This is a genomic window from Sulfurospirillum arcachonense DSM 9755 (genome assembly GCF_000597725.1).
Taxonomy (GTDB): Bacteria; Campylobacterota; Campylobacteria; order Campylobacterales; family Sulfurospirillaceae; genus Sulfurospirillum_A; species Sulfurospirillum_A arcachonense.
The window spans coordinates 88,454-94,853 of record NZ_JFBL01000012.1; the positions used below are offsets into that span (position 1 = coordinate 88,454).

The 6,400-nt window shown below is 30.8% G+C and carries 6 protein-coding genes; 4 read left to right on the top strand and 2 right to left on the bottom strand.

Going from position 1 to position 6,400, the window contains the following annotated elements; genetic code table 11:
* Positions 1-10: 10 nt before the first annotated feature.
* From K354_RS0110260 to K354_RS0110275, 4 genes are all read left to right on the top strand, one after another.
* The gene (locus K354_RS0110260) at positions 11-1,912 is read left to right on the top strand and encodes a sodium:solute symporter family protein (RefSeq protein ID WP_024955410.1); all 1,902 of its coding nucleotides are present in this window, start codon (positions 11-13) and stop codon (positions 1,910-1,912) included.
* A gap of 109 nt (positions 1,913-2,021) precedes the next feature.
* Positions 2,022-3,836: a DUF294 nucleotidyltransferase-like domain-containing protein gene (locus K354_RS0110265; RefSeq protein ID WP_024955411.1), complete on the top strand. Its 1,815-nt coding sequence runs from the start codon at positions 2,022-2,024 to the stop codon at positions 3,834-3,836.
* A gap of 1 nt (position 3,837) precedes the next feature.
* The gene (locus tag K354_RS0110270; protein ID WP_024955412.1) at positions 3,838-4,449 is read left to right on the top strand and encodes a 3'-5' exonuclease; all 612 of its coding nucleotides are present in this window, start codon (positions 3,838-3,840) and stop codon (positions 4,447-4,449) included.
* Between the two features lie 20 nt (positions 4,450-4,469).
* A complete protein-coding gene (locus K354_RS0110275) occupies positions 4,470-4,820 on the top strand; it encodes a cupin domain-containing protein (RefSeq protein WP_024955413.1) in 351 nt (116 codons plus the stop codon).
* A 6-nt stretch (positions 4,821-4,826) separates the two neighbouring features.
* On the opposite strand, the gene K354_RS0110280 is transcribed toward K354_RS0110275, so the two are convergent.
* Positions 4,827-5,660, bottom strand: coding sequence for a CheR family methyltransferase (locus tag K354_RS0110280; RefSeq protein WP_024955414.1), 834 nt, complete (start codon positions 5,658-5,660; stop codon positions 4,827-4,829).
* Positions 5,660-6,229: a CheB methylesterase domain-containing protein gene (locus tag K354_RS0110285; RefSeq protein WP_024955415.1), complete on the bottom strand. Its 570-nt coding sequence runs from the start codon at positions 6,227-6,229 to the stop codon at positions 5,660-5,662. Before K354_RS0110285 ends, K354_RS0110280 begins: the two co-directional genes overlap by 1 nt.
* Positions 6,230-6,400 lie beyond the last annotated feature (171 nt).

Genomic DNA, 6,400 nt, shown 5'->3' on the forward strand with positions numbered 1-6,400 from the left:
GGGGAATATAATGGAATTACAAAGTTTAATTTATCTATTTGTTGGTCTATCATTTGCCCTTTATATTGGTATTGCTATTTGGGCAAGAGCTGGGTCAACTAAAGAATTTTATGTCGCAGGTGGTGGTGTACATCCTATAGCAAATGGTATGGCAACTGGTGCTGATTGGATGAGTGCTGCTTCTTTTATCTCACTAGCAGGTATTGTTTCGCTAAAAGGTAGTGATGGTGGTGCTTATTTAATGGGTTGGACAGGTGGTTACGTACTACTTGCAATGCTTTTAGCGCCATATTTAAGAAAATTTGGAAAATTTACTGTTCCTGATTTTGTTGGTGATAGATACTATTCTGATATTGCACGTACGGTTGCTGTTATATGTGTAATCTTTATTTCATTTACCTATGTTGCAGGACAAATGAGAGGTGTTGGTATCGTTTTTTCAAGATTCTTACAAGTTGATGTAAATACTGGTGTTCTTATAGGAATGGCCGTTGTATTTGTATATGCTGTTCTTGGAGGAATGAAAGGGATTACTTATACTCAAGTAGCCCAATATTGTGTTATGATTTTTGCATTTACTGTTCCAGCAATTTTTCTATCACTTCAAGTTACTGAAACTTTTTTACCTCAAATTGGTTTTGGAGGAACTATTCCTTTCCAATTTGATGATGGTATAAAAATGATAGAATCTGGAACTTATCTACTTCATGCACTTGATACTTCCATGACTGATTTAGGTTTTGGAATGTATACAACAAGCCATAGTGGAACTTGGAATGTATTTATGTTAACAACAGCACTAATGCTCGGAACTGCTGGTCTTCCACATGTTATTGTTAGATTTTTTACAACACCTACTGTAAAAGGTGCACGTATATCAGCTGGTTGGGCTTTAGTATTTATTGCTATTCTTTATACACAAATTCCAGCAGTTGCAGGTTTTGCTCGTCTAAACTTGATTAAAAATTTACAAAATGTTGATTATGCTAAATTTGTTGACAATAAAGCTGTACAACTAGATGGTACTGCAAATCCTGGAACTTGGTTTAAAAACTGGGAAAATTCTGGACTTATTGGTTGGACAGATAGAAATGGTGATGGGAAAATACAATTTGCTGCTGGTAAAGCATTTGAAGGCAAAGGTAAACCAAAATATGATGGAGATAAAAGAGGAGCAAGTGGTGAGCGTTTAACTACAAACTCTATGCCTCCTCATACTGCAAGTGCTGAAGAAATGAGAGCAAATAGCAAAATAGTGAATGAGCTTTATTTAGATAGAGATATTATTGTTCTTGCAAATCCTGAAATTGCAGGTCTTCCTAACTGGGTAATTGCTATTATTGCAGCCGGTGGTCTTGCAGCTGCACTTTCAACTGCTGCTGGTTTACTTTTAGTTATTTCAACCTCTATTTCACATGATCTTTTAGGACAAGTTCTTATGAAAGATCCTGAAACAGGTAAATCAAAACTCAGTGAGAAAGCAGAACTATTAAGTGCTCGTTTAGCAGCTATTGTTGCTATTTGTGTTGCTGGATACTTAGGTATTAACCCTCCAGGTTTTGTTGCACAAGTTGTTGCATTTGCCTTTGGGCTTGCAGCCGCTTCATTTTTTCCTGTAATTATTTTAGGAATTTTCTATAAAAGAATGAATAAAGAAGGTGCCATTGCAGGTATGGCAACTGGTCTTATCTTTACATTTGGATACATTGTATACTTTGTATTTATGGGTGGGGATAAAGCTGATTATCTTTTTGGAATTGCTCCAACTGGTATTGGTACTGTTGGTATGATTTTACACTTTATTGTTGCAATAGTTGTAAGTAAAGTTACTCCTCCACCTCCACAAGATATCCAAGATCTTGTTGAAAATATTAGAATCCCTAGAGGTGCTGGTTCAGCACACGATCATTAGGAAACAAAGTACACTGTTTAGGCAGTGTACTTTACCTAATTTAGTCTTTTCTTAACTTATTTGTGTTAATTTAATAAAAGGCTAAAAATCAATTCTCTAAAGGTTTCACATGAGTTTACATGACCAAGAAACGTTTTTAAAATCTATTCATCCATTTGATTTACTTACTCCAAGAGAATTAACAAAAGCAGTTAATTCTATGGATATTGCTTATTATCAAAAAGACACCACTCTGATATCTCCTGAGAATTCTTCAGAATTTTTATATATTATTGTTAAAGGGGAAGTTGGAGAATATCACAATGACGAATTAGTAAAAGTCTACAATAAATCTAATACTTTTGATGCAGATTCACTTATCTATGACAAAACTGAAGAGAGTTTTATTGTTTTAGAAGAGCTTATCTGTTTTGAAATGAAAAAAAAAGATTTTAAATCTCTCATAGATTCAAATGCTACTTTTAAAAACTTTTACATTAATGACTTGGCAAATAAAATTCAATCTGCTAAACAAAAAGAGTATACCACTCAAATGTCTAGTTTTATGATTGCAAGAGTAAGTGATTCATATCTTCATGCTCCTTGTATAGTCGATACAAATACATCTATTATGGATGCTTTACAACAGATGGAAGAGATAAAAACAAACTGTATTTTAGTACAAAACAAAGATACCCTAGGCATCGTAACAGATAGTATACTAAGACACCATATTTTATACAATAACTATGATAAATTTGCACCTATTGGTCCAATAGCTCGTAGTCCTATTATTTGTATTGAACATGATGACTTTTTATTTAATGCACTTTTATCCTTTACAAAAAATTCTATCAAAAGAATTGTTGTAAAAAAAGATAATAAAGTTATAGGTATCTTAGAGCAGCTTGATCTTCTGAGCTATTTTGCAAATCATACTTATATTGTTGCTGTTCAAATCAAAAAAGCAAACTCCATAGAAGAGTTAAAATTGGCAAGTCATGATTTTATAAATATTATCAAAAAACTTCATGCAAAAGGTACAAAAGTAGAGTATATATCTAAGCTTATTTCTGAATTAAATGAAAAGATATATGAAAAACTCTATGAAATGATAGTACCAAAAGAGTTAGCACAAAATGCATGTTTAATTGTAATGGGTAGTGAAGGAAGAAAAGAGCAAATGCTCAAAACTGACCAAGATAATGCACTAATAATTAGCAATGATAGTGATACGGAAGAGTATGAAAAATATATGCAAAAGTTTACAACAACTCTCATCGACTTTGGATTTCCAAAATGTGAGGGAAATATCATGGTTTCCAATAAATATTGGAGAAAAAATATTCAAGACTATAAAAATGAAATAGACAGATGGCTAGAAGCTCCAAGTGGTGATGATTATATGTACTTAGCAATATTTTTTGATTCTATTGTAGTAGCTGGAAAACCTGAGTTATTAAAAGAATTAAAAGACATGATTTATGAACGAGTCAAAGATAGAAGTGTCTTTATGGCAAACTTTGCAAAAGCTGCTTTACTTTTTGAAACACCTATTGGAATGTTTACTAACCTTATATCAAAAGACGATCAATTAGATATAAAAAAAGGTGGTATTTTTCCAATTGTTCAAGGGATAAGAAGCTTATCATTAGAAAATGGTATTACTGAAACAAATACAAATAGTAGAATTAGAGAATTAAAAAAACTAAAAATACTTGATCCTAGTTTTGCTGGTGCTATAGAAGAAGCATTTGATACACTTTTAAACTTAAGACTACAAGAAAGACTAAGAAATGTTGTACATGAAGAAATCACAAATAATATGATTTGCATAACAAATCTCAACCTATTAGAAGCTGAACTTTTAAAAGATAGTTTCAAAATAGTCAATAAATTTAAAAGTTTTTTATCTCATCACTTTAAATTAACTATGGTTCAATAAAATGGTTCGTAATATCATAAGATATTTTAATAAAAAAAACCTTACAAATGAAGATTATAATTTCTTATTTTCTTCCCCTCCTCCTGATGAATTCATCGTCTATGACACAGAAACTACAGGATTAAATCCAAAAGTTGATGAAATACTCTCTATTGGAGCCGTAAAGATAAAGGGCAATAAAATTATAGCTTCACAAAAATTTGAACTTTTTGTTAAACCAACGAAAGAGATAAGTGAAGAAAGTATAAAAATACACCAAATTAGAAATATAGACTTACAAAATGGAAGTACTCCTCAAGAAGCAATTGATAAATTTTTATATTTTATAGGCTCTCGTCCTCTTGTTGGTTACTATTTAGAATTTGATATCAACATGATAAACAAATATTTAAAACCTTATTTAGGAATAAATTTACCAAATGAACAAATAGAAGTTTCAGGTATATACCATGACAAAAAAATAAAATTTATTCCTAATGGAATTATTGATTTACGATTTGATACTATTATGAATGATTTAGGACTTCCAATTTTTGGTAAGCATGATGCCATAAATGATGCTATAATGACGGCTATGATGTTTATAAAACTCAAAAATATTTCAAAAATATAATTTACATGTAAAGGACAACTATGCTAATAAAATCAATCAAAAATATCCAAAGTACTCCTATAGAAGCTGGAAGTGGTGCAAGTATGCAAATGCTAATTTCACCAGAAGATGCTCCAAACTTTGCTATGAGAAAATTTACGATTAAAGCCGGTGGCTTTATGCCATATCATACAAATACAGTCGAACATGAACAATATGTAATCAAAGGAACTGCAAAGGTAAATATAGCTGGTAAAGAATCTATTGTAAAAAAAGATGATGTTATTTTTATTCCTGCTGGAGTTGCTCACTCATACCATATAGAAGGAAATGAAGATTATGAATTTTTATGCCTTGTTCCTAATAAAACAGATAAAATAGAGATGGCTTAAAGCCATCTAACCTTTTGTATAATAACAACTACTTCCAAAACCATGCTTTACAAAAGACTCATCTTTTGGTACTATATCAGCATGTCCAAGATAAATTCTTCCTTCATCTTTTAAAAGCTGATTAAATCTTTTCATTGTTTTAACACGAAACTCTTCGTCAAAATAAATAAGCATATTTCTCGAAAATATTATGTCATAATGTCCCATATTTAAAAAAGAATTCTCAAAAATATTCACTTGTGTAAACCTTACTGAAGGGAAAAGATGACGATTTACAGTATACATATTATCACTTTTTATAAAATATTTATCTTTTAATGAATCATCTAACTTATGTAAAGAACGTTGGGAATATTCACCTTGATTTGCTTTTTTAATAGCTTCTGAGTTTATATCAATACCTGTAATAGTAAAATTTACAGATCTACTCATTTGTTCTGTTAACATCATTGACAAAGAATAAACTTCTTCGCCAGAAGCACATGGAGCACATAAAATATTGATAGTCTGTCCTCTTTGTTTTGCAAAATCAATAGCTTCTTGAAGTTGTTTTTCTTCTCTGTAAAAATATGTTTCATTAACTGTTAATAGATTAATTAGTTCTTGTCTCAAGTCACTTTTATATTGTATTGCCTCATGCAGTTCTTTAAAACTATGTAATTCTCTATCTTCACAAAAAAGTTTCATTTTAGTTTCTATGATACCTTTTTTCACAAATAAATCAACACCAATTTCGCGTTTTATGTAATGTAAAATATCATTTAAACCAAAAGTACTAAACTCTTTTTTTTCCTCTTTTACTTCAATATCCTCAATAGGTGTCTTTTTTCTAAAAAACATTACACGCCTCCAAATTTCTTGATACTATTTATTATATTATCTAAATTCATCATTTTTATATTAGCATTTAGTTCTATAGCTTTTTTAGGCATACCATAAACAATTGCACTCTCTTCACTTTCTGCTATACATAAAGCTCCTGCTTTTTGTAACTGAGATAAACCCTCTGCCCCATCATGTCCAATTCCAGTAAGTAATATCGCTAATATATCATAGTCTTTTACTAATTTAACAGCTGAATGAAACATATGATCAACACTTGGATTATACAAAGAAGCTACATCTAAAGAATTTTCTAATTTTAATTCATACCCTCTTTTATATAATGCACAATGCTTTGCACATATATGTATAGTTGAGGCTTCTATATTATGTCTATCATCTGCTAAAAAAAAGTCAAAAGGAAGTTCATTATCAAACTGCTTAACAAAACTAGGGATAAAAACAGGGTTCATATGTTGTGCAATAACAATGGGAATGCTAAAATAGGAATTTAAACTTACAAGTATTTTTTTTAAATGTCCAGGGCCCCCAGTAGAGGCCCCGATTAAAATAAGTTTTTCTTTCATCTACTATTAAGTTCTAAACTCAGCGAGTTTATCATTAAGTGTCTCAGTCATTTTATTTAAATGCTCAGCAGCACTTGCAATCTCTTCAACACTTCTTGCATTCTCAGTTGAAAGTCCATTGATTTTACTTACACTTTGTATTACATCTCCTATATCATCACCAGTTTGAAT

Excerpts from the sequence above, each read along its gene's own strand:
- K354_RS0110260 (WP_024955410.1), top strand. The coding sequence starts at position 11 with ATGGAATTACAAAGTTTAATTTATCTATTTGTTGGTCTATCATTTGCC.
- K354_RS0110265 (WP_024955411.1), top strand. The coding sequence starts at position 2,022 with ATGAGTTTACATGACCAAGAAACGTTTTTAAAATCTATTCATCCATTT.
- K354_RS0110270 (WP_024955412.1), top strand. The coding sequence starts at position 3,838 with ATGGTTCGTAATATCATAAGATATTTTAATAAAAAAAACCTTACAAAT.
- K354_RS0110275 (WP_024955413.1), top strand. The coding sequence starts at position 4,470 with ATGCTAATAAAATCAATCAAAAATATCCAAAGTACTCCTATAGAAGCT.
- K354_RS0110280 (WP_024955414.1), bottom strand. The coding sequence starts at position 5,660 with ATGTTTTTTAGAAAAAAGACACCTATTGAGGATATTGAAGTAAAAGAG.
- K354_RS0110285 (WP_024955415.1), bottom strand. The coding sequence starts at position 6,229 with ATGAAAGAAAAACTTATTTTAATCGGGGCCTCTACTGGGGGCCCTGGA.